This window comes from Actimicrobium antarcticum (assembly GCF_039536745.1).
In the GTDB taxonomy this organism is placed as follows: Bacteria; Pseudomonadota; Gammaproteobacteria; order Burkholderiales; family Burkholderiaceae_D; genus Actimicrobium; species Actimicrobium antarcticum.
On record NZ_BAAAZE010000005.1, the window covers coordinates 286,480 to 307,765 of the forward strand.

Here is a 21,286-nt window from a genome sequence, read left to right on the forward strand (position 1 = left end):
GAGAACAATGATGCTTGATTATCCAACCCTGAAAATCATCTGGTGGCTGCTGGTGGGCGTGCTCCTGATCGGCTTTGCGATCATGGACGGTCACGACATGGGCGTCGCAACGCTGCTGCCATTCGTCGGACGCAGCGACATCGAACGTCGCGTCGTCATCAATACGGTCGGCCCGCACTGGGACGGCAATCAGGTCTGGTTCATCACTGCCGGAGGTGCCTTGTTTGCAGCATGGCCGGTCGTGTATGCAACCGCGTTCAGCGGCTTTTACTGGGCAATGATGCTGGTGCTATGGGCCTTGTTTTTTCGCCCGGTCGGCTTTGATTACCGCAGCAAGATTCACAATGCGGCCTGGCGCAGCACATGGGACTGGGGCCTGTTCATCGGCGGTGCGGTACCGCCATTGGTCTTCGGGATCGCCTTCGGCAACCTGCTGCAAGGCGTGCCGTTCCGGTTCGACGATTACCTCGTCTCGACCTACACCGGCAGCTTCTGGCAATTGCTCAATCCGTTTGCCTTGCTGGCCGGCCTGGTCAGCAGTGCCATGATCACGCTGCAGGGAGGCGCGTATCTGGCACACCGTACCGAGGGCACGATCCAGGCGCGCGCCGTCAAAGGCGGCGTGGCGGCGGCGCTGATACTGGTATTCGCCTTCATCGCCGCCGGCATCTGGCTGCAAAGCATCGAGGGTTTTCGCATCACCTCGGTGATCGACATGGCGGCCTTGCCTGATCCGCTAGCCAAAACCGTGGTGCGTCAAGCGGGTGCGTGGATGGACAACTATGGCAGGCAACCGCTGCTGTGGTTACTGCCCTTCCTGGCAATGGCAGGTGCGCTGCTGGCGGCCGGATTGCTGCTGGCACGGCGGACCCTGAGCGCTTTCGTCGCCTCGTCATTGGCAGTGATCGGCGTGATCGGTACGGCGGGTGCCTCGATGTTCCCGTTCATCATGCCATCGTCATTGATGCCGGCTGCCAGTCTGACGGTCTGGGACAGCGTTGCCAGTCACCTGAGCCTCGCCATCATGTTCTGGGCGACGCTGCTCTTCATGCCGCTGATCGTGCTTTACACCGCGTGGGCTTATCGCGTGATGCGCGGCAAGGTCACGGCTGCGCACATCGTCGCCAACGACCATTCGGCCTATTGATTCGACTAACTGAGGAGTACAAATTATGTGGTATTTCGCATGGATACTGGGCGTCGGCTTTGCCCTGCTGCTGGCCATCATGAACGCGATGTGGGGAGAAAATGAAGCCGCCCGGATACGGGACGACAGCGACGACCCGGCATCATGAACGTCATTCCGGAGAAGGCTGCTGCTGTTGCTACTGCGGCTGCGGGGTCATCGGTGCATTTCCCCAGCCTGGCGGTGGCGCTGGTCATCATGCTGGCCGGCAGCCTGTACCCGTTATTGATGACCGACGCCGGCGGCCATGCCGACCATCGCCTCGCGCTGGTTCTGTTTCTGGCCATGAGTGCCGGCTTTGTCCGTGGCGTCGGGTTCGTGCCGCAGGCACTGGTCTGGCGCTGGATGTTCTCGGGATGGGCCTGCCTGGCAGCGCTGGCCGCAGCGATCGGGATCCGATTTCTGTGGTGATTGCCAGGCGATGGCGGAGGCGAGCGCAAAACAGCATCGGCATGAGCGACATGGACGACGCGCGGTGGTGCACGTGATCAACAGTTGACGTTGCTCACCGTTAGTCGGGTCCTTGATTTGATTACCTCCTCACTTGCCCGCCAAGACTATCGCCAGGGATGGAGACAATCCCACGGTTGTGACGCACAGCTAAAAAAATCTACCAAAAATTCATCCGGCAAATCCTGAACACGCTGGCGAGTTTTTCCCTGCGCTGCAAAAGTACTTCCGACGCGCGCAATGCGTCTGATTGACACCCCCGATCATCGACAAGCCCTGCCTCACTGTCAGTGAAATAAAGCGCTCGTTTCTGCACCGTGACCTTTCCTGCCGGTTATCCCGGCCGTAGTCGCGGACTGTCTCTGTGTGATACAACGTGTCACGCTGGGCGCGCAGATGGATACCGCGCACAGTCTGACGGCGTCAGGTATCACGCCGGCGGCACCTGGATTTTTTAGGGCCGCGACGGCGATCCCTGTACGATGCACCATCGTATAGGGCGTTTGATCTCTAGCGCATCACCGGACGCAAAAATGACCAAGCTGCCCGTACAATTGGTACCTCCGTCTGCCTGTTCGTATGGTGTCAGCCATTTTAAAAAGTAGGAAATAAAAACCAACCGTCATGGATAAAAACTTCACCGAAGTCGTTCAAAGCACGTTTGCAGAACCACTCGCAGCAGCCACGCCAGAGGTGGATGGTGCAATGCCTTGGGGTCAGGAAACCTATAGCACCAAGCGCCACGGCTTTAGCATTAACAACTGCGAATCCGAACCAATCCGGACGCCCGGTTGCATTCAGGCCCATGGGGCGTTGCTGGTGTTGCGCTGTTCGGATCTCTCGGTATTGCAGGCGAGCGAAAATACGCTGGCTATTCTTGGTCACAAGCCTCTCGACTTGCTTGGTCACAGCGTCGCGGCAGTCGTCAACGAAGAGGGCGCAATTCGGCTACGCAGTATGTTGGCGACCGAGCAAACCGACCGAAATCCGATTTACGCCTTTACGCTGCCAGCCAATGACGAAGTTGCTGCACTGGATGTGACGTTGCATACCATAGACGGCGCGGCGATCCTGGAATTCGAAGCCGCCGTACGAAGCCAGCGTGCTGCAGGAACGATGCCACATTCTCTGAGCCAAAACGCAAATCCCGACTATTACTCGTTCATCAAGAAATCGGTCACGCGCATTCAAACCGCGGATACCGTGCAAGAATTTTGCCAGGCGCTTGCTGAAGAAGTACGTGTGCTGTCGAGCCTCGACCGGGTGATGATTTATAAGTTTCATCCGGATAATCACGGAGAGGTCGTTGCGGAAAGTCGCCTGAGCCATCTTGTGCCATGGGTCGGCCTGCATTACCCGGCGGCCGATATTCCGAAATCGGCGCGTGATATTTTCGCCAAAACCTGGATTCGACCGGTGCCTGACATGCATTGCGAGCTGGCCGAGATGATCCCAAGGGCCAACCCCGATACCGGGCAGCCAATCGACATGATCCACTGCGCGCTGCGCGGCGTCTCGGCCATGTACACCGAATACTCGAAAAACATGGGCGTGGCTGCCAGCCTGACGATGTCGCTCCGACGTGAAAGCGTTTTGTGGGGTCTGATCATTTGCCATCGCTATAGTGGCCCGTCGCACGTACCGTATGAGTTGCGCGCAGCCTGCGAATTTTTAGCGCAGGTGGCCTCGTTGCAGTACCGGGCAGTGGAAGATCGAGAGAATGCCACGTACCGCCTGCGGTTGGAAGAAGTCAACCAGAAGCTTCTCAGTATCGCGGCGCAAGAAGGTGGACTCGCGTCCATGACGGACGGTGAACCCTCGCTGCTGAGCGCAATGCATGCAAGTGGTGCAGCGCTGTTTCATCGTGACCGCTGGTGGCGGGTTGGTTCAACGCCCACCGAATCGCAACTCGAGGCGCTCGGTCAGTGGGTGGTTGGTCGGTTGGACGTCGGAGCGATCGTTAGCTCCGTGTACGTCACGCACTCGCTGGCGACCGATTACCCTGCTGGCGCCGAATTTGCCGACGTCGCCAGCGGCGTGCTGGCAGCACCGTTGTCACGCAGCGGCCAGAACTTGATGATGTGGTTTCGGCCCGAGGTCGAAAAGACGGTTAATTGGGGCGGCAACCCGCACGACGATACACCGGCTGCCGACCCGGGTGATACTCTCGTCAGGCCGCGCCACAGTTTCGAGCCATTCAGCGAATCGGTTTTTCGTCATGCAACGCCCTGGCTGGAAGTTGAAATCGATGCCGTCTCGCGATTGCGGGCGCTGATCATGGAACTGGTTATCGTGCGTGCCGAACGACTGGCCGGACTGAATGCCGATCTGGCGCGCAGCAATGAAGAGCTCGATGCGTTTGCTTACGTTGCCAGCCACGACCTGAAAGAACCATTGCGTGGGATTTCCAAATACGCCCACCAGTTGATGGAGGCAGGATCGCCTGACGAGGATGACAAGCGCAAGCTCGAAGGGCTGCTGCGCCTGACGTTGCGCATGGACAGCCTGCTCGATTCGCTGCTGCATTTCTCGCGCGTCGGCCGGGAGGAACTGACGCTCGAAAATGTCGATATGAACGATGTGCTCGGTGATGCGATGGAAATGATCGGCTCCAGAACCAGCGATGGCCGGACGCAGATCGTTGCGCCCCGGCGGCTGCCGCCGGCCATGTGTGATCGTGTGCGGGTTCGCGAAGTGCTGGTTAACCTGTTGTCGAACGCCGTCAAATACAACGACAAGGCCGATAAACGTGTGGAGGTCAATTATGTCGGTGCGCACGAAGCATCGCTGCGCCGCACGTTTCCGCCAGGTTCCGAGGGACAAACGGTGTACTACGTGCGCGACAACGGTATTGGCATCGCCTCTCGCCATTTCGAGCAGGTATTTAAAATGTTCAAGCGCCTGCATGGTCGGGAAGAATTCGGTGGCGGCACTGGTGCCGGCCTGACGATCGTGCGCAAGCTGGTGGAGCGACACCGCGGGCAGGTATGGATCGACTCCATTGCTGGTGAGGGGAGCACATTTTTCTTTACGACGAGCAGGTCGGATGAAACCTAGGCATCCATCGTCCTCCATTGCCTCAATCGTCGTGGTGGAAGATTCAGACGAAGATTTCGACACGCTGCGCGAAGTGGCTGCCAAGGCAGGCATCGCGCGCGTGATCCACCGCGTAGCTTCAGGAGGTGACTGCCTTGCATTGCTGCGTGGCGAAGGCAAGGTGAATTTGTCGCTGTTGCCGGCGTTGATCGTGATGGACCTCAATTCGCACGGTGTCGATGGCCGAGAGGCCCTGATGACAATCAAGAACGATGTACTGCTGAAGGCAATTCCGGTGGTGGTGCTGACGACTTCGGCCAATCCCAAAGATATGGCGTTCTGTTACCACGCAGGTGCCAACGCGTACCACGTCAAACCAGTGCACTACAATCAGTATCTATTACTGCTGCGCTCCTTGATGCACTACTGGCTTGACAGCGTCACGCTGCATGCCGAATCGGTGAAAGTCAGTTGATGCCCCGACACGAAAAAGAAAATTTGCAGTCCTGGTGCGTCGCAATCATCGACGAAAGTCCAGACAACCGTGCTGATATCCGCAGCATGCTGCTCAATGGTTGCGACAAGCGTCTGACCTTTTTGGAAGCTGGAACGGCAGAAGCAGGTATCCAGATGGTGTTGGGTGCGACTTCTCTTCCTGACTGTATCGTGCTTGATTATGATCTGCCCGAAATGGAGGCGCCCGAGTTGCTGGCAGCGCTGGCAGGACCAGACGGCATGCCGGTGTGTCCGGTGGTCGTGGTGACCGGCAGCGCCAGTCCGCAAGAAGGGCGGCGCGTGTTGCGCGCGGGTGCGCAAGACTACATCGGCAAAGACTGGACTACCGGCCCTGCGCTGGTGCGCGCGCTTGAAAACGCCTGTGAAAGCTGGGCCATGGCACGCGAACTTCATCAGCGCAAAACTGCGCTGCAGCTGTTGAATGACCGGGAGACATTTCGCAGCCTGTTTCTCGACTCGACGCGCGAGCTGGGCGAAGAACAGGCACTCAAGCGCGTCGCTGCCCGTCTGTTAGGCCAGTACCTGAAAGCCAATCGGGTCCTGTACGGGGAGGCCGACGAGACAGGCACCGTCGTGGTCGGGCCGAGCTACGTGAGCGGCGTGCAGCAAATGGCCGGTATCTACAATCTGCATGACTATGGCCCGACGCTGCTGCGCAGGCTGATGTCTGGTGAAAGCATTGTCGTGTCCGACGTGCAGACAGACAGTACTCGGTCGGACCGTGAAAAGTCGGCATACGCCAAATTGGAAATCGTGGCCTATCTGATTGCGCCAATCTTGAAAAACGGCCAGCTGGTCGGTGTTCTCGCCATTCATCAGACCAGCCCACGCGACTGGAGCGCTGACGACATATCGATCGTGCGAGAAATTGCCCAGCGCACCTGGGCTGCCGTGGAGCACGCCCGGGCAGAAAGCAGTCTGCTCGCCAAGGAGTTACAGCTGTCACAGATGATGGAAATCATGCCGTCATTTTCAGCCGTGTTGACGGGCCCCGACTTTGTTGTTCAGTTAGCCAACCAGTCCTTTTTTGATCTGGTCGGACGCGGATCGGAAATCATCGGAAAGCCCGTGCTGGAAGCGCTGGACGAGATCGCCGATCAGCCTTTTCCTGCGTTACTGGAACAGGTCTACCGCACGGGCACGGCCTTTGAAGCGAAGGCCATGATTGCCAGGCTGGCGCGCGGACCTGGTAAAAGCCTGATCGATATTTTTGTCGATTTTTCATTTCTGCCGTTGTACGAGTCCGATGGACGGATATCGGGCATCTTTGTCCATGGGCTGGATCGCACCGCCGAAGTGAGCGCAAATCTGGCCGTCGCACAGGGCACGCGCGAGCTGCGTAGCGTGACTGAAAACACACCTGACTTGCTGGCACGTTATGACCGCGAATTCCGCCATGTATTCGTCAATTCCATCGTCGAAAAAATCACCGGTTGTCCCGTATCCGGCATTATTGGCAAAACCAATCGTGAACTGGATATGCCGCGCGATGTATGTGACGAACTCGAAAAAGCGATTCGTCACGTGTTCGACCATCAGCAGCACAGATCGCTCGATTTTTCCTTGCCCACGTTGCAGGGGCCGCGACATTTTTCCTGCCGGCTGGTGCCCGAATTCAACGAACTGCGACAGGTTGCATCGGTGCTGAGCGTGACGCATGACATCACCGAGCGGCGTGCTTATGAACAGCAGCTCCTGGAGCAGGACTTGCGTAAAAACGAGTTTCTGGCGACGCTGGCGCATGAACTGCGCAACCCTCTGGCACCCATACGCACCGGCTTGCAACTGCTCAAGCGATCGCCGCAAACCGACGCTGCGGCGCACACCCTTCCGGTGATGGAGCGTCAGGTCGGGCATCTGGTGCGTCTGATCGACGATTTGCTGGATATCTCGCGCATCAGCAGTGGCAAGATCGTTCTGAAATGCGAGCGCGTCGCCTTTCAGGAGGTCGCCGTCGCGGCAGTCGAAGCGTCGCAGCCATTCATCGATGCAGCAGGCCACGCGCTGGAAATCGTCTGGCCGGATCAGCCGCTATGGCTGGATGCCGATCCGACCAGGCTGATGCAAATTTTCAGCAACTTGCTGACCAATGCGGCCAAGTATTCGTACCCGGGTGGCCGGATTACATTCGCTGCGCAGCGCGATGGTGAGCATGTGCTGATTTCGGTGCAGGACACAGGCATGGGTATACCGGCCGACATGCTGGGTACGGTGTTCGATGTATTTACCCAGGTAAATCGCACGCTTGATCGTTCGCAGGGCGGTCTCGGTATCGGCCTGTCGCTGGTCAGGACGCTGGTGCAAATGCATGGTGGGTCGGTGCAGGCAGCAAGCGGCGGTATCGATCTGGGCAGTGAATTCACGGTGATTCTGCCTCTGGCGTCGGCGCCGGCAGAGCCACAGTCATCCGTCGCACCTGTTCTCACGACCATCATCGCAAGTCGGCGGATATTGGTGGTCGACGATAACGTGGATGCCGCAGAAACCATGGTGATGCTGCTGGAGTTGTACGGCTACGATACCTGCGCTGCATTCAGCGGCGAGGATTGCCTCGAAAAAGTACTTTGGTTTCACCCTGACATCGTGTTTCTCGACATCGGTTTGCCGGGTATGAATGGTCATGAAGTGGCGCAAAAGCTGCTGGCTCACCCGGTCACTGCTGCAACCAAGTTGATCGCGTTGACTGGCTGGGGTACCGAAGAAGACGTCAGAAAGTCCACCAGGGCCGGCTTCCATGCCCACCTCACCAAACCGGTGGACCCGGAGGTCGTTGAAGCCTTGCTTGCCACATTACTTCCGGCTTAGGTGGCGTATGACACGGGTAACCGTAACGGTTGATCCAGCACCGCGTATGTTCTGGCGCGACAGCAAAAAAAATCCCCGCGTTGCAACGTAGCGCAACGCGGGGATTAGCGATTTGACCTGACGGTCAGTTCAAATCAAAACGGTCAGCATTCATGATTTTCGTCCATGCCGCGACGAAGTCATGGACAAACTTTTCCTTGCTGTCATCCTGCGCATACACCTCAGCGTAGGCGCGAAGGACCGAATTGGAACCGAACACAAGATCAACCCGGGTTGCCGTCCACTTGACAGCATCTGTCTTGCGGTCGCGGATCTCGTATAGATTCTTGCCCGTAGGCTTCCAGGTGTTCGCCATGTCGGTCAGGTTGACGAAGAAGTCATTGCTCAGGACGCCCACACGGGTGGTCAGAACGCCGTGCATGGTGCCACCGTGGTTGGTACCCAGAACCCGCATGCCGCCAACCAGTACGGTCATCTCGTGGGCACTCAGCCCCATCAACTGTGAACGGTCGAGCATCAGCTCTTCGGCGCTGACGACATAGTCGTTTTTCAGCCAGTTGCGATACGCGTCATGGACCGGTTCCAGCACATCGAAGGAATCGGTATCCGTCATCTCGGGGCTTGCATCGCCGCGACCTGCTGAGAACGGAACCGTGACGTTCACGCCAGCTGCCTTGGCCGCCTGCGTAACACCGACGTTCCCTGCCAGCACAATGACATCGGCAAAGCTGGCACCGGTGTCTGCTGCGATCACGCCCAGGACTGCCAGCACCTTTGCCAGACGGGCAGGCTCGTTGCCTTCCCAGTCTTTTTGCGGAGCCAGGCGGATGCGTGCACCGTTGGCACCGCCGCGCTTGTCCGAACCCCGGAAAGTACGGGCGCTATCCCAGGCCGTCGTGATCATGTCGCTGATACTCAACCCGCTGGCGACGATCTTCGCCGTTACCGCGGCTACGTCAAAGTCGGTGCGACCTTCCGGTACCGGGTCCTGCCAGATCAGTTCTTCTGCTGGTACGTCCGGGCCAAAGTAGCGCGCTTTTGGTCCCATGTCGCGGTGCGTCAGCTTGTACCAGGCACGGGCAAAGGTCTCGGAAAAGTACGCAGGGTCCTTATAGAAACGCTCGGAAATTGCGCGGTAAGCCGGGTCCATTTTCATGGCCATGTCCGCATCGGTCATGATCGGCGTGCGCAGGATCGACGGATCTTCGACATCAACCGGCCGGTCTTCATCCTTGATGTTGATCGGCTCATACTGCCAGGCTCCGGCCGGACTCTTCTTGAGTTCCCAGTCATAGGTGAACAGCAAGTAAAAATAGCCGTTGTCCCACTTGGTCGGATGCGTGGTCCATGCGCCTTCGATGCCGCTGGTTACCGTATCGCGACCAATACCGCGTGTGGTGTGGTTAATCCAGCCCAGTCCCTGTTCGTCGATGCTAGCGGCCTCTGGCTCAGGGCCGAGCAGCTTCGCATCGCCATTGCCGTGACATTTGCCGACCGTGTGGCCGCCAGCAGTCAGGGCAACGGTTTCTTCGTCGTTCATGGCCATGCGCTCGAACGTCACGCGAATGTCGGCGGCAGTCTTGAGCGGATCAGGGTTGCCGTCCACGCCTTCCGGATTGACGTAGACCAGTCCCATCATCACTGCAGCCAGCGGATTTTCGAGGTCACGCATGCCGGAGTAGCGGCTGTTGGTGCTGCCGCTCGGTGCCAGCCACTCTTTTTCTGCGCCCCAGTAAGTATCGAGTTCTGGCTGCCAGATATCTTCGCGACCAAACGCGAAACCGAAGGTTTTCAGCCCCATCGATTCATACGACATCGTTCCTGCCAGCAGGATCAGGTCAGCCCAGCTGAGCTTGCTGCCGTATTTTTTCTTGATCGGCCAGAGCAGGCGACGTGCCTTGTCCAGGTTGGTGTTATCCGGCCAAGAGTTGATCGGTGCAAAGCGCTGATTACCCTTGCCACCGCCGCCGCGACCGTCAGCAATGCGGTAGGTGCCGGCAGAGTGCCACGCACCACGGATCATCAGTCCGCCGTAGTGGCCCCAATCGGCTGGCCACCAGTCCTGACTGTCCGTCATGAAGGCGAGCATGTCTTTCTTGAGCGCCGCGATGTCAAGTTGCTTGACCTGTTCGCGGTAGCTGAAGCCTTCTCCCATCGGATTGGTTTTTGTATCGTGCTGATGCAGGATGTCGAGGTTCAGGGCCTTCGGCCACCATTCCATCTTTGACGCATTCGGTGGCGTGGCTCCGCCATGCATGACCGGGCATTTGCCGGCGGTATTCTGGTTCAATGTATCCATGATTGTCTTGTTTCCTGACTGGAGTGACTGAGGTTTGAGTGCGGGTGCTACAAGTCCATGAAAGCGCAGGGTGCAGGAGCGATCCGGTTTGGAACTACGGCCTGACACTTCCTCAAACGAAACTTGACTATACCTAGCGAGGCGGGTTTCACCTAAGTCAATATTCCAATGACAGTGATAGGCAGAGCGGAGTGGTAACCGAAATAGCCGGAAGCTGCAGCCATCAGCACCGTACCGTGACTACGGGAAGAACTCAGGCAGTGGGGCGCGTGGTCCGCGTGGTCCGCCATATCCAGATGATCAGCAGCGCCTGCAAGGGCAAGCGCAACCAGAGCAATGTGATCAACCACGCCGCTTTTTCTGCGTGCTGCGCGTCGATCAGCATCTGCACGTTGGCCGGCAAAACTGCCAGCGACAGCAAGATCAGGCCGATACCTGCCACACATCGGGTTCGTGCCAACAGCACTCCGATTCCGCCGGCAATTTCGCACAGGCCACTGATACTGACAAGCGCGTCGTGCCACGGTATCCACGACGGCATGGTGCGCGCGTACTGGTCGGGAAAAATAAAATGCAGAATGCCTGCCGTAATGAAGAACAAGGCAAGAAGCCAGCGTAGCCAAGGTGATTTCATCAATGTTTCAATCAGAGAAAAGGGTGGAACCGTGGTGACTGTTCGGACTGGTGGTTTGTCGATGGCGTGCGTTGCGATGGTCTTCAGTCCGTTTTCATGCAGCCACACTGCAGGTTACCGTTGATCCAGGATGCCTGCTGCGCAGATGGCCCGGATGCAGGCGAATCCATGAAGAAATTTCAGTCGTGCAAAAGCCCAGTTTCTCACGATGCAAAAAACACTTTTCACATAGTGCAATACAAGCGATGAAAAATGCACGCGGTTTGTTTCGCCTCATGAAAAGCTTTTTCGCATGAAGAAAAATAATGGTTAAGTCATTGTAAATAATCAGAATAATTTAAGTCATATGTCTTATATAAGACATAGCTCATCGGCGAAAAAATGGCTATTATTCTTCCATGCAGTTCTGCTTCGGTTTCACCAGCCTGTTTTGCGTCCAAGCGTGATCAGGTGTGCCGTCTCTGACTACGTTTTTCCCCATCTCAGTTCATCATTTAGGAGTTGCCATGTCCCAGTACCAAGACGATATCAAAGCCCTTACCGGTCTGAAAGACAAAGAAGGTAGTGCCTGGAACGCGATCAATCCGGAGTCCGCGGCCCGCATGCGCGCCCAGAACAAATTCAAAACCGGTCTGGATATCGCCCGGTACACCGCCAAGATCATGCGCACTGACATGGCGAACTACGACGCTGATCCATCCAAGTACACCCAGTCGCTGGGTTGCTGGCACGGTTTTATCGGCCAGCAAAAAATGATCTCGATCAAGAAGCACTTCAACAGCACCGAGCGTCGTTACCTGTACCTGTCGGGCTGGATGATCGCCGCCTTGCGTTCGGAATTCGGTCCGCTGCCTGACCAGTCGATGCACGAGAAGACCGCCGTCGCCGACCTGATCCGTGAGCTGTACACGTTCCTGCGTCAAGCCGATGCCCGTGAGCTCGGTGGCTTGTTCCGCCAGCTCGACGGTGCCGAAGGCGCTGCCAAGCAAGCGATCCAGAGCCAGATCGATAACCACATCACCCACGTCGTGCCTATCATTGCCGACATCGATGCCGGTTTCGGTAACGCTGAAGCGACCTACCTGATGGCCAAACAATTGATCGAAGCCGGTGCCTGCTGCATCCAGATCGAAAATCAGGTCTCCGACGAAAAGCAGTGCGGCCATCAAGACGGTAAAGTCACCGTCCCGCACGAAGACTTCCTCGCCAAGATCCGCGCCGTCCGTTACGCGTTCCTTGAGCTGGGTATCGAAGACGGCGTGATCGTCTCGCGTACCGACTCGCTGGGTGCCGGCCTGACCAAGCAGATCGCGGTTACGCGTGAGCCAGGCGATCTTGGCGATCAGTACAACTCGTTCCTCGATGTCGAAGAAGTCTCGCTCGATTCGATGGGCAACGGCGACCTGGTCATCAAGCGTGATGGCAAGCTGGTGCGTCCAAAGCGGTTGCCAAGCAACCTGTTCCAGTTCCGTGAAGGTACGGGCGAAGAGCGTTGCGTACTCGATTGCATCACCTCGCTGCAAAACGGTGCCGACCTGCTCTGGATCGAAACCGAAAAGCCGCATATCGCCCAGATCGGCGGCATGGTCGACGCGATCCGCAAAGTCATTCCGAATGCCAAGCTGGTCTACAACAACAGCCCGTCATTCAACTGGACACTGAACTTCCGTCAGCAAATGTTTGACAGCATGAAGAGCGAAGGCAAAGACGTGTCAGCCTACGATCGCGCCAAACTGATGAGTGTTGACTACGACACCACCGAACTGGGCCTCGCTGCCGATGAAAAAATCCGCACCTTCCAGGCTGACTCAGCCCGCCAGGCCGGTATTTTCCATCACCTGATCACGCTGCCGACGTACCACACGGCGGCACTGTCGACCGACAATCTGGCCAAAGACTACTTCGGCGACCAGGGCATGCTGGGTTATGTCGCTGGCGTTCAGCGCAAGGAAATCCGTCAGGGTATCGCTTGCGTGAAGCATCAGAACATGTCCGGTTCGGACATCGGCGATGACCACAAAGAGTATTTCAGCGGCGAAGCGGCGTTGAAAGCATCGGGTAAAGACAACACGATGAACCAGTTCTAAGCTGTTTCAACAAACAGGTCGTTGTTAAAAAGCTCGCTTCGGCGAGCTTTTTTTCGTGCCTCGAATGCTGGTCGGATCAGGCGCGCTGATGCAGTCAGTCGTGCGACCGCAAAAAGCGAGCGACCAGGTCAACAACGCAGGCCTCGCGCTCGCGATGCGGTACGTGCCGCGTATCGTCGATGATGACGACCTCGGTCGTGCCTCCCGCAAGTTGCCCGAGCAGTTCCGGATGCCGTGTCGATCCATACTCGTCATCCCGCCCGTGAAGCACCAGCAGCGGGCTGGTCAATTGCGGCAGGACGGACCTTAGCGACCAGGATGCAAACGCGGGGCTCAGCCAGGTGCCGATCCACGCGTCGAGTATCCATGCCGCTTTTTCGCCGTGATATTTACGCAGGCGACTGACCTGCTCGGGGTCTGTGAACAATGCACGCGCGGCTTCGATACCCTGCACGGTTTTGTCTTCGACGAAGGCCTGGGCAGACTCGGTAATGACTGCCACGCAATCGTCGCCAAAAGTGGCCGCACAGTGGATCGCCATGCCACCGCCAACGCTATGGCCAAACACAATGAAACTTCCGATGCCGAGCTGCTGTCGCACCGCTGCGAAGTCGCCTTCGGCTTCTCGTGCGACAAAATCTATCGGCAGCTTTTCATGGCGGGCGTCGGATTTGCCAAAGCCCAGTCGGTCGTACGCGATGACCTGGCGTCCGGTATGGGCGCAGAGCTGTTCGGGGAAATCGCGCCACAATTCAACGCTGCCCAGCGAGTCATGCAGCAGGCAGATGGGAGTCGTCGAGTCTGGTAGTTCGGGCGACCAGACGCGCACGAACAGACGGCCGCCGGTGCCGTGTATCCAGCTATCCTGCGACGAGATTTTTTGCAGCTGACCAGTCATTTTTTCGTCGCCTTCACCGCAGGGGATTTTTTTAGTGTGGCCGGCTTTTCCTTCTCGCCCGGATCCAGACAGAGCAGGGTATCCGCATACGACAAAAACCGGTGGAGATACTCCGGCGAGATAGTGCGCATCAGTGCCAGCGAACGCAGCACCAGCATGTGCGAGTTGATCGGGCCGGCATTTTTCGGCGCTTGCTCCAGTGCCTGCGTGACTTGCTTGTTCGCACTCAGTGTGGACCAGGTGTTCCTGAATTTGCGTAGGGTTTTCAGCTCGGTGCGGGCGCCGGTTTTGTCGTCCGCATGCACCTCGGCGCTGTCGGGCGCCGCCTGCCCGAGCAGGCGCACCAGCGCGCCCAGCGATGCCGGCTGCCCGCGCTTGTTCAGCGACTCTGCGCAGCGTTGCACTCCTCTGAAATCATGTGCGGCGAAGTAGCGCAGCAACTGGTCGGCCGCTTGCGGCGTGTGCAGCACTGTCCGGTCCATGGTGGTTCGGGCATCGGATTGGGCTTGCTCGAAGCGTTGAGTCAGTTCTGCCAGTGCTTGCGCAAGTCGTGCGTCGAGCAGGTGTTTGACCGTGCCCTGATGGGCCATTGCGCGTGCGGCCAGTACCTCGGCGTAGTGCAGGCGTACCGGATCAAACCGGTTGACGCCCGCCGCATGCAGCGAGGCGATCAGCGCACCGAAATCTGCGGGCGCGTCGGTACTGTCACTGTGTTGCGCTTCATTCATTGGGGGGGAGTTTTGGCGTTGGGCGTTTTTGGCACGGGCGCCATTTCGACCCGCCGGTTTTGCGCGCGGGCGGCGTCATCGGTGTTGGGTCCGACCGGCTGCTCGGCACCGAAGGCGGCGGCAAACACCATCGACGACGGCATGCCTTCATCGATCAAGGTCCGGGTGACGGTCAAGGCACGCTGGGCCGATAGCTCCCAGTTGTCGGCAAAGCGGCCGCGTCGAATCGTGGTGTCGTCGGTAAATCCGCTCACCATCAGCAGTTCGCCACGCGACATCAGGTACGCCCGCAAGGGCGTGACCAGGCTGGTCAGCAGTTGCCTGCCATCGGGCTGCAGCTGGTCCGAGTTGAGCGCAAACAGCACCTGCCCGCTGATGCCGATACGTCCGTTGTTGAGGGTGATGCGGCCTGTCGCGAGCGGAATCGCCAGCGCTTTTTCGAGCGTCATGCGGCGCTGCTCTTCGACCTGGCGTTTTTTGACTTCGTCCTGCAGGTGCGAGGTCAATTCCATCTGCACACCCACCACGCCCACCAGCAACAGCACGAACGCACCCAGCAAGCCCGACATCAGGTCGCCAAAGACCGCCCAGACCGGCGCGGTACTTTCCATGCCGGCGTCGCTGTCGTCGACGTTGTTGCTTACTCCGTCGCTCATCAATTTGCTCTTTCGGACAACTGCGCCGGCAGCTGCCGCAGTTCTTCGACCATCTCTTTTTGCGACATCAGGCTCAGGTCGATGATGTCGCGCGCCTGCGCCACGTAATAGGCCAGTTGCTCGTCGCTGCGCAGCATCGATTTGTCCATCGCGCCTTCGATGCGCTGCAGGTTGGCGATCAGCTTGTCATTGGCGTCGCCAAACGTCTGCACCGCAACACCGAAGGACGCGCTCAGACTGGAGACGTCAATCGCGCTGCTGGTGACGTGGGCGGCGATGTCGGAGAGCTTCGCGGCTTCGCTGGCAATCGTATCCGAGAACGCGCCGCCGGCCGCAGTGAGCGCCACCGCCGACGACGCCACCAGCGCATCAATCACGGCGCGCTGTTCGACGGAGGCGTGATTGATCGCCGTGAGCAGGGTGTCGAGCGTTGCCATGATGCGGCTGCGTTCTTCCAGCAAGGCGTTATCGCGCGCGACATTGCCGGAAATTTCCTGGCGTAGCTGGCCGATGACGGCGGCCGCAGCACGCGGTGCTTCGGAGGCTGTTTCGATGAGGCGCGTGATCGGTGCTTCCAGCCCCGAGCCCAGCGTGGTCAGATGGCTGGTCAGCGCGGTTTGCAATTGCGCCAGCCGTTCGACGGCGGCATTGCCACGCAGCGCTTCGTCGTCCCGGAGTGCGCCCAGTTCCGAACGCAGCAGGCTGGTCAGTTGATCCATGCGCGCACGGTGCTGTTCGACCCAGTCAGCTTCAGCGGCAATGCGGGAGCGCATCAGTTCTTCGGCGCTCGCCAGCAGGCGGCTGGTCTCGTCGAGCGATGTGCTGGCGCTGCTGTGCGCCTGCGCGGTGATGTCCTGCACGGTCCGGGTCAGCGTGTCGCAGAGTTGCTGCTGTTGCGCCAGCGTTTGTGCGCCGGTGTGTTGCAGTTCCTGCGTGAGTGCGGCGGCCACGACTTCCAGCGATTGCGTCCATGCCTGCTGCTGCTGATTTTCGCGCGTTGCCTGGGCGGTTTGCAGGCTGGCGTAGGTCTCGCCGACAGTGGCCACAAGCGCGCCTGAACGCTGCTCGAAGGTGGTGCTGAAGGCCGCCAGCGCCTGGCCGATGCCGGCGACCAGATTGCTGTTGGCCTGCTCGTGGCTGGTCAGTGACGCCGTCCAGGTATCGGCAACGGTGGCCGCGGTATCGGTGAAGCGTGCCGACAGGCCGTCGAGCTGCAACTGCACGGTATCGGCCATGCGCCCGTGCATCAATGTCGCTTCCCGCGCGATCCCGCTCATCGCTGCTTCGACTATGGGTTTGATGCTTTCGCCGGCCACGTGAGCGCTCTGGCTCAGGCTGTCGCGCAGGGACTGATCGACAGCGCTGGCCAGATCGGTGTAGACGCCTTTGATGGCGCTGTGGAAGTTTTCCTGGTTGCCGAGCAGGCGCTGGCTCAATTGCTGGCCCAGCTGCTGGTTCATGTCGTTCATCTGCCCCATCATTGCCTGCAATTGATCGACCACGGCAGGTAGTGCCAGCGATTGCAACTGCAGTGCCTTGAAGGTTTCCTGCCGCTGATGAGTCAATGAAAAGCGCCGCAATACCGTGGCAATGCTGGTGTCGAGTCGCTGTGCTGCCAGCACCCGTTCGCGCCGGCTGAGTGCCGACATCAGGCCCAGCATCGCCGAGGCCGCGACCCCGGCCACCGACGTGCCAAACGCCAGCCCCAATCCCTTGACCGGCACGGCAAGCGCCGAGCGCATTGCCTGCAGGTCGGTGGTATTTTCCAGTGCGAAGACGGCGCCCTTGAGGGTCACCACCATGCCCAGAAATGTCCCCAGCATGCCCAGCATCACCAGCAACCCGACCAGATAGGGCGTCAGGGCAGGGCCGGGCAAGCCGACGCGCTCGCCTTCGATGCGCAAGCGCACGGAATTCTGCAATGACGCCGGCACGCCGGCCAGCCAGTCGCCCAGGTCGGCCAGGTTCGCGGGAATCGCTGCGAGCGCGGCAGCCAGTGTCGCGGTCGCCTGACGAAACCGGCGCAGTTCGAGCGCGCCAAACGCATACACGGCACCTATGATGGTCGTCATCGCCAGCGCCAGAAAACTGCTGTCGATGAAGCCGATGCCGATCCAGATGATCCCGATTGCGCCGAGGAAAAAGGCGACGGTAAATGCATGTCTATTCATTGCGTGCTTTGTGAATGTTGTGTGTGGTGTGTGTGCGGAGCAGGTGTTCATTGAATGCTTCGATCAGCCCCAGCGCCGGTTGCAGCCGCAGCGCCAGTTCCGCCAGCAGCAGCATGCGCAGGTCATCGCAAAAGCGCACCAGCCAGCCGCCGGCGTTGGTCCAGCCGGCGGGATTGTCTGGCAGTTGCCGTTCGGCCAGCCACTGCTGATGTGCCGTGAACAAATGCGCAAAACGCTGTTTCAGAAGGAGCGGCACTGTCGCCAGTAATTGCTTCTCGCGATCGCGCAGTATCTGCTCGAACACGGCGTCCAGGTCGGCCAGTTGCGTGAGCTGCGGTGACGCCTTTTCAAGCGCCTCCCGAACGTTGACCCGCAGCGGTTGCAGGCGCAATTCCATCTCGCGCTGGTGGGCCTCATAGAACCGGCGGTAGGGCGCATAGGCCGTCGCCAGGTCGAGCGGCAGATCGCGTGCTGGCGCGGGTAATTTGATGTGGGTGTTGCTGGTGCCGGACGCCGATGAGCAGCTCCTGGTGATCGACTCGATCAGACCAGCCTGTACTCGGGTGAATTCGCTGTCGATGGACGTCGGGTCCGACACTGTTTCCGATGACGCCGGCACGCCGGTCCTGCTGTCGTTGAGTACGGCAGACAGCGTGATGGCGTCGGTAAAGTGTATCCACAAGCCCAGTTTTTCTGCAAACGTGCTCGTCGGCGCGGCTGCATCGACGATGGCCAGGTCCGCGAGACAACGCATCAGGGTTGAGCTGTGAAAATTTGTACGCGGTAACGCTCGCGTCATAAGCAGGGGCAATCAGGAACAGGTGCAATCAATATCGGAAAAAGCAGGGCGGCTGTGAGTTCACGCTGCGCAGGGATATGCGTCTCGGAGATATTTCGATGCTGCAATGTCAGCGCTGCTGCATCGAATCTGTCCGGGCGCGATTATATCGCGCAGGGACGGTAAGCCCAAACGCGCAGCGGGTCAGGTCGCGGCTATCGATAATGCGGAACTCGGAATTGTTGTGCAACTTTGCGCTTGGTCATGTTTTTCGTTGTAGGCGGCGGTCTCCTGCCAAATGACCGATTACACAAAATTATTATCCCCCCGGACTACCCGGTAACCGACACACAAACGCTTTGGTGGCGTGCGCCGCCTGACCGCAGCAGCGACGTGGTCCCACACCACATTCAAATGCGGTGCGGATGCCAAAGCAAGAGCTATTTTGCCCCATCAATTTGGAATGACTCGTAACCCACCCGTGTGCCATGTCATTTGCTCCCCATGGCCTGCCCCTGCACCATTCGACGCTCTGTCAACGTTTTATCCATGTTTGCTCCGGTTCATCGACCAAAAGCGAAATGTGGCGGCGGCTGCTGCTGATTGTTATCAAGTCGCTTGGTAACCGATAGTAATTGTTGATAATTACAGACTAAAATTCCATCACGCATTTTGTAAAGAACGTTAAAATTCCGGCCATTTATTTTGTTGGCCAGACGGACAGCGCCCTTGCGCTCAACTTGGGGATTGCACAATCCAATCCCGTGCAAACAGCAACCATGCGACTACTTTCCTTAAAAAATTGGGTTTTGCCACGCGCTACTGCAATCACAGGTGTCGGGGTGATCATCGCCGGAATTCTGGTTTGTATCGGATGGGCTACCGGAAACGCCAGTGCGACGCGTCTGTTTTTCGAGGGTGAGGCGATCTCTGTGGTGGTCGCCATCGAATTCATCCTCGCAGGAACGGTGTTTGTTGTCGCTGGCTTGCGACACCCACTTGCGCTCAGGCTTATGCAACGCGGTGTCGCTGCCGGTTTATTGGCGCTGAGTACCGTTGGCGCGATCGGCCTGTTGACTGATGGTTTGGCCAGGAGTTTGTATTTTTCCACGGCGACATTGGCCATGAGCCCCGGTGCTGTGGCGGTGTTCGTACTGAGCGGCGTGCTGCTCCTGATGCTCGCGCCGACCCAGTCACGGACCAATCGGTTGGTGATCCAGCTCGGCACGGCGGGTATTGCCGCAATCGGCGTGATCCTGATCCTTAACGAATACGTCAATACGGACTACATTTTCACGACCGGCAAGGTCAAACAGGCAGCTCTCGGCACCGCGATCCTGTTTCTGGCGCTCGCCGTAGGTATGTGGGGACTCTGGCGCGATGCGGCATGGAACAATCACCCGAGAAAGGATGTAAAACCGTCCAGTATCTATCTGGCAGTAGATGTCCTGGTTACCGTCATTGTTGCCACTGTTGCGCTGATCGCGTTTGGCTTGTCGCAGGGCCGGTCGCAAGAAATCATGCTCGATCAGATGGATGTTGTCGCAAAAGACAAGCGGCTCTTTTTTGATACGCTCCTGAATTCGCATTTTGACAAGGCGCTACTCTCCAGCGAGCGCCCCGCCATCATAAAAGCGCTGGTCGAGATTGCCGAAGATCGTACCTCGAATGGCGAGCGAGTCGAGCTGATGACAGCGGCGGCGCACTCGTTTGTGAAGAGGGACTTCAGTGCTTTTTCAATCCGCACCAACGACGGCAAGCTCGTTGCGTCAGCCGGTTCGGTTGTCGTCAAGGCTGAGCAGCGTATCCGGCTATGGGGTAATACCGGCGTCGAATTGCTCTGGGATAAAGGCTATGTCTTGCGTACCCACCTTCCGGTGCACCGCAACGACGAGGTGGTTGGCTTTGTCGACGCCGAACAGCGTATGGACGACTTGACGCTGCTGCATAAAAAAGCCATCAGCGGCGCGCAGACCAGCGATATGGTGGTCTGCGCAGCCGACGGTGACAAGCAACAATGCTTTCCTTTTCGGTGGAGCAAAGTCGCAGCGCAATTTCCGAGCTACCTTGATGGACGTGCATTGCCGTTGACGCGTGCATCCAACGGTGAGACAGCGACCGAAATCACAACCGACTTTCGTCGCGAACGGGTCATGGCGGCATTCGGGCCTATCGGAAGTACCGGGCTGGGTATGGCAATCAAGCGAGACATGACCGACCTTTACGCACCAATTCGCAAGCAGTTCTTCAGTACATTTCCGTTTTTTCTGTGTCTCATTCTGGTGAGTATCGGCGTTGCGCGCGCCATGCTGAACCCGCTCATCAACGCACTCGAACTGACCGGCGAAAAAATGCGCGTGGTTGCTCTGACGGATGCGCTGACCGGTCTGGCAAACCGTGCTCTGTTCGACGACCGGTTGCAGCTGTCGATGGGGCGTTCAAGACGAACAAAAAGCACGATGGCGCTCATGTTCGTCGATCTCGATAAATTCAAGTCCGTCAATGACAGGTTCGGTCACAACACAGGGGACGAGTTATTACAATGGTGTGCGGCCCAGATGGCATTGGTCACCAGAGAGACAGATACGGTAGCGCGGTTGGGTGGTGACGAATTCACGTTGATCCTGGACGCGATTCCCAACGACGACGTAGCGAAACGGATTGCCGGCGACCTTGTTGATGCGATCGGACGCTACAAGACCGTATTTCCGGCACTGGATGTCGAGGGCTTCGGCGCCAGTATCGGCATTGCGTTTTACCGTGGCGACAGTCGAACGCCCAAGCAGCTCGTCGCTTGCGCAGACGCCGCCTTGTATGAATGCAAAAAGAGCGGGCGTGCGTCATTCAATATTGCCGAGTACGAGGAGAGTAAGGCGCTTTGACATTCGCGATTGGCGTTCGGATGAACACGCTTGCACTGGTCGGCCATGTCAACAGCGTCATCAGAGAACGCACTCCGCATCCTATCGCTGCGCTGCGTGCACGGGAGTCTGCACCGCAAGCTCGCAACAATGGCGCGGTTAAATCTCCGCAAGGAACAAC

The 21,286-nt window shown here is 58.3% G+C and carries 15 protein-coding genes; 8 read left to right on the forward strand and 7 right to left on the reverse strand.

Going from position 1 to position 21,286, the window contains the following annotated elements:
- Window positions 1-10: 10 nt before the first annotated feature.
- The 6 genes from cydB to ABD720_RS04190 all read left to right on the forward strand — a co-directional run bounded on the left by cydB (window position 11) and on the right by ABD720_RS04190 (window position 7,993).
- A complete protein-coding gene (gene cydB, locus ABD720_RS04165) occupies window positions 11-1,147 on the forward strand; it encodes a cytochrome d ubiquinol oxidase subunit II (RefSeq protein WP_344761971.1) in 1,137 nt (378 codons plus the stop codon).
- A gap of 25 nt (window positions 1,148-1,172) precedes the next feature.
- On the forward strand, window positions 1,173-1,295 hold the full coding sequence (gene cydX / locus ABD720_RS04170; protein ID WP_344761972.1) for a cytochrome bd-I oxidase subunit CydX: 123 nt from the start codon (window positions 1,173-1,175) through the stop codon (window positions 1,293-1,295).
- Window positions 1,292-1,597: a cyd operon YbgE family protein gene (locus tag ABD720_RS04175; protein ID WP_344761973.1), complete on the forward strand. Its 306-nt coding sequence runs from the start codon at window positions 1,292-1,294 to the stop codon at window positions 1,595-1,597. Before cydX ends, ABD720_RS04175 begins: the two co-directional genes overlap by 4 nt.
- Window positions 1,598-2,260: 663 nt before the next feature.
- Window positions 2,261-4,693: an ATP-binding protein gene (locus ABD720_RS04180; protein ID WP_344761974.1), complete on the forward strand. Its 2,433-nt coding sequence runs from the start codon at window positions 2,261-2,263 to the stop codon at window positions 4,691-4,693.
- Window positions 4,683-5,147, forward strand: coding sequence for a response regulator (locus ABD720_RS04185; RefSeq protein ID WP_344761975.1), 465 nt, complete (start codon window positions 4,683-4,685; stop codon window positions 5,145-5,147). Before ABD720_RS04180 ends, ABD720_RS04185 begins: the two co-directional genes overlap by 11 nt.
- The gene (locus ABD720_RS04190) at window positions 5,147-7,993 is read left to right on the forward strand and encodes a response regulator (protein WP_344761976.1); all 2,847 of its coding nucleotides are present in this window, start codon (window positions 5,147-5,149) and stop codon (window positions 7,991-7,993) included. Before ABD720_RS04185 ends, ABD720_RS04190 begins: the two co-directional genes overlap by 1 nt.
- Before the next feature lie 124 nt (window positions 7,994-8,117).
- On the opposite strand, the gene katG is transcribed toward ABD720_RS04190, so the two are convergent.
- Entirely contained in the window at window positions 8,118-10,292 is a 2,175-nt protein-coding gene (gene katG / locus ABD720_RS04195) for a catalase/peroxidase HPI (protein ID WP_344761977.1), read from the reverse strand.
- Window positions 10,293-10,545: 253 nt separating this feature from the next.
- Entirely contained in the window at window positions 10,546-10,926 is a 381-nt protein-coding gene (locus ABD720_RS04200) for a DoxX family protein (protein ID WP_344761978.1), read from the reverse strand.
- Between the two features lie 506 nt (window positions 10,927-11,432).
- Between ABD720_RS04200 and ABD720_RS04205 the strand changes: the two genes are divergently transcribed.
- The gene (locus ABD720_RS04205) at window positions 11,433-13,013 is read left to right on the forward strand and encodes an isocitrate lyase (protein WP_344761979.1); all 1,581 of its coding nucleotides are present in this window, start codon (window positions 11,433-11,435) and stop codon (window positions 13,011-13,013) included.
- Window positions 13,014-13,107: 94 nt separating this feature from the next.
- Here ABD720_RS04205 and ABD720_RS04210 read toward each other — a convergent pair whose 3' ends face one another.
- The 5 genes from ABD720_RS04210 to ABD720_RS04230 are packed head-to-tail and all read right to left on the reverse strand — an operon-like array spanning window position 13,108 to window position 18,265.
- Window positions 13,108-13,911: an alpha/beta fold hydrolase gene (locus ABD720_RS04210; protein WP_344761980.1), complete on the reverse strand. Its 804-nt coding sequence runs from the start codon at window positions 13,909-13,911 to the stop codon at window positions 13,108-13,110.
- Window positions 13,908-14,639, reverse strand: a complete 732-nt coding sequence (locus tag ABD720_RS04215) for a DUF2894 domain-containing protein (RefSeq protein ID WP_344761981.1) — start codon at window positions 14,637-14,639, stop codon at window positions 13,908-13,910. The genes ABD720_RS04210 and ABD720_RS04215 overlap by 4 nt, the downstream gene beginning before the upstream one ends.
- The gene (locus ABD720_RS04220) at window positions 14,636-15,295 is read right to left on the reverse strand and encodes an OmpA family protein (RefSeq protein ID WP_344761982.1); all 660 of its coding nucleotides are present in this window, start codon (window positions 15,293-15,295) and stop codon (window positions 14,636-14,638) included. The genes ABD720_RS04215 and ABD720_RS04220 overlap by 4 nt, the downstream gene beginning before the upstream one ends.
- Window positions 15,295-17,466, reverse strand: coding sequence for a DUF802 domain-containing protein (locus ABD720_RS04225; RefSeq protein ID WP_344761983.1), 2,172 nt, complete (start codon window positions 17,464-17,466; stop codon window positions 15,295-15,297). Before ABD720_RS04225 ends, ABD720_RS04220 begins: the two co-directional genes overlap by 1 nt.
- A complete protein-coding gene (locus ABD720_RS04230; protein ID WP_344761984.1) occupies window positions 17,459-18,265 on the reverse strand; it encodes a DUF3348 domain-containing protein in 807 nt (268 codons plus the stop codon). Before ABD720_RS04230 ends, ABD720_RS04225 begins: the two co-directional genes overlap by 8 nt.
- An 821-nt stretch (window positions 18,266-19,086) precedes the next feature.
- On the opposite strand from ABD720_RS04230, the gene ABD720_RS04235 reads away from it, so the two are divergent.
- Window positions 19,087-21,126: a diguanylate cyclase domain-containing protein gene (locus tag ABD720_RS04235; RefSeq protein ID WP_344761985.1), complete on the forward strand. Its 2,040-nt coding sequence runs from the start codon at window positions 19,087-19,089 to the stop codon at window positions 21,124-21,126.
- The last annotated feature ends 160 nt before the right edge of the window (window positions 21,127-21,286 follow it).

Coding starts and splice junctions, on each gene's coding strand:
- cydB (WP_344761971.1), top strand. CDS start 11: ATGCTTGATTATCCAACCCTGAAAATCATCTGGTGGCTGCTGGTGGGC.
- cydX (WP_344761972.1), top strand. CDS start 1,173: ATGTGGTATTTCGCATGGATACTGGGCGTCGGCTTTGCCCTGCTGCTG.
- ABD720_RS04175 (WP_344761973.1), top strand. CDS start 1,292: ATGAACGTCATTCCGGAGAAGGCTGCTGCTGTTGCTACTGCGGCTGCG.
- ABD720_RS04180 (WP_344761974.1), top strand. CDS start 2,261: ATGGATAAAAACTTCACCGAAGTCGTTCAAAGCACGTTTGCAGAACCA.
- ABD720_RS04185 (WP_344761975.1), top strand. CDS start 4,683: ATGAAACCTAGGCATCCATCGTCCTCCATTGCCTCAATCGTCGTGGTG.
- ABD720_RS04190 (WP_344761976.1), top strand. CDS start 5,147: ATGCCCCGACACGAAAAAGAAAATTTGCAGTCCTGGTGCGTCGCAATC.
- katG (WP_344761977.1), bottom strand. CDS start 10,292: ATGGATACATTGAACCAGAATACCGCCGGCAAATGCCCGGTCATGCAT.
- ABD720_RS04200 (WP_344761978.1), bottom strand. CDS start 10,926: ATGAAATCACCTTGGCTACGCTGGCTTCTTGCCTTGTTCTTCATTACG.
- ABD720_RS04205 (WP_344761979.1), top strand. CDS start 11,433: ATGTCCCAGTACCAAGACGATATCAAAGCCCTTACCGGTCTGAAAGAC.
- ABD720_RS04210 (WP_344761980.1), bottom strand. CDS start 13,911: ATGACTGGTCAGCTGCAAAAAATCTCGTCGCAGGATAGCTGGATACAC.
- ABD720_RS04215 (WP_344761981.1), bottom strand. CDS start 14,639: ATGAATGAAGCGCAACACAGTGACAGTACCGACGCGCCCGCAGATTTC.
- ABD720_RS04220 (WP_344761982.1), bottom strand. CDS start 15,295: ATGAGCGACGGAGTAAGCAACAACGTCGACGACAGCGACGCCGGCATG.
- ABD720_RS04225 (WP_344761983.1), bottom strand. CDS start 17,466: ATGAATAGACATGCATTTACCGTCGCCTTTTTCCTCGGCGCAATCGGG.
- ABD720_RS04230 (WP_344761984.1), bottom strand. CDS start 18,265: ATGACGCGAGCGTTACCGCGTACAAATTTTCACAGCTCAACCCTGATG.